This is a genomic window from Photorhabdus heterorhabditis, from assembly GCF_018448905.1.
Lineage (GTDB): Bacteria > Pseudomonadota > Gammaproteobacteria > Enterobacterales > Enterobacteriaceae > Photorhabdus > Photorhabdus heterorhabditis.
Genome location: NZ_RCWA01000132.1, coordinates 1 through 1,213 on the forward strand (window position 1 = coordinate 1; position 1,213 = coordinate 1,213).

Sequence of the window (1,213 nt, forward strand, 5' to 3'; positions counted from 1 at the left end):
CGTATTTCAATTTGCTCCGGCGTGATGGGCATGGCTTTAGAAGATTTGCCTTGCCGCTCCTGCCTCAACTGACGAACCCAGCTCCCCAAGGCTGATTTGCTGACATTCATCGCTTTAGCGGCTTCCATAACACTGTAATTTTGATCAAGGACTAACTGGGCGGATTCCAGTTTGAATTCAGAGCTAAAACTTCTTTTCATCATGTCACCTGTTTGATTGTTGAAGTAAAAATATCACCTTTATTACGGTGACCAAAATTACTGTGCCACATCAAGCTGACTTGATTTAACGCGGCGCTGAGGTGCTACGACACCCCGGTGCCGCTCACCACAAGCAACTAATAAGGGTAGTTAATTATGGCTAAGGCGCATTCTAAGGCAGAAGCGGCGATAAATAAAGCCGTGAAAACAGAACGTTATTACACGGTGGGCTATGTGCCGAATGGGAATAAGGCCAACAACGCCACACCGGCGATACATCTGAAGGGGCAGTGGCTGAGACAGGCGGGATTTAATACCGGCGGCCAGATTACGGTGAAAGTGATGGACGGTTGTCTGATGCTGATCCTTGACAGTGAAGCCACGCAACAACAGCATCAGCAGTACCAGCGGCAACAGGCCCAACTGCGGGAGATTAAGCAGCAGATGCGGGCGTTGATAACCGGTTTTGCGGGTTAAGGGGAGAACATGAGATGACGATAGCCATTGAACATTTACAGGGCATTCAGTTAACCCACCTTGAAGCGCTGGCCTTGGCCCAACTGGGCGGAGATACGCGCCTGTGCGGTTGATGACACGGAAGCCTGGGTTATCAAGGCTGCGATAGGGCGGCTCCAGTCGGCACTGGCGTATCACGGGTATTAGCCACGGTAAGAAAGAAACCAGCTGGAAGCGATTCCGGCTTTTTGCTGTTTCAGAGAGAAAACAGAATAAAATAGCCAAAATATAGCCTATGTATATATTTACCATTAATCTTATATTTTTCTATATTATTCCTTTGTTTGCCTTCTTATTTATTTTATATTTTTGTGATTTTAAGTTATATATTTAATATATGAGGTTAACCTTGCAAGATATTTATTTTAAGGGCGGATTCGACTAATAAGTGCAATTTTTCAGAAGGGCGGTCAGTTGCTATAGTAGGCATCTTTCCCGCCACAGGAAAATGCACAATGACCTATATACAACTGACCGAAACAGAAAGATACCAGATT

At 45.5% G+C, this 1,213-nt stretch carries 3 protein-coding genes; 2 read left to right on the top strand and 1 reads right to left on the bottom strand.

Annotated elements, in window-relative coordinates:
• Window positions 1-203 (bottom strand): transposase (locus EAE89_RS22915; RefSeq protein WP_214086658.1); only part of this gene is annotated, 203 nt, incomplete at its 3' end.
• A 153-nt stretch (window positions 204-356) separates the two neighbouring features.
• Here EAE89_RS22915 and EAE89_RS22920 point away from each other — a divergent pair.
• Together EAE89_RS22920 and EAE89_RS24475 are read left to right on the top strand one after the other, a co-directional pair.
• Window positions 357-677, top strand: a complete 321-nt coding sequence (locus tag EAE89_RS22920) for a SymE family type I addiction module toxin (RefSeq protein ID WP_214086659.1) — start codon at window positions 357-359, stop codon at window positions 675-677.
• 93 nt (window positions 678-770) lie between these two features.
• Window positions 771-863, top strand: a complete 93-nt coding sequence (locus tag EAE89_RS24475; protein WP_422615525.1) for a DUF7706 family protein — start codon at window positions 771-773, stop codon at window positions 861-863.
• Window positions 864-1,213: the final 350 nt, after the last annotated feature.

Bases quoted from the DNA above. Each gene is read 5' to 3' on its own strand.
- EAE89_RS22920 (WP_214086659.1), top strand. From the start codon at position 357: ATGGCTAAGGCGCATTCTAAGGCAGAAGCGGCGATAAATAAAGCCGTG.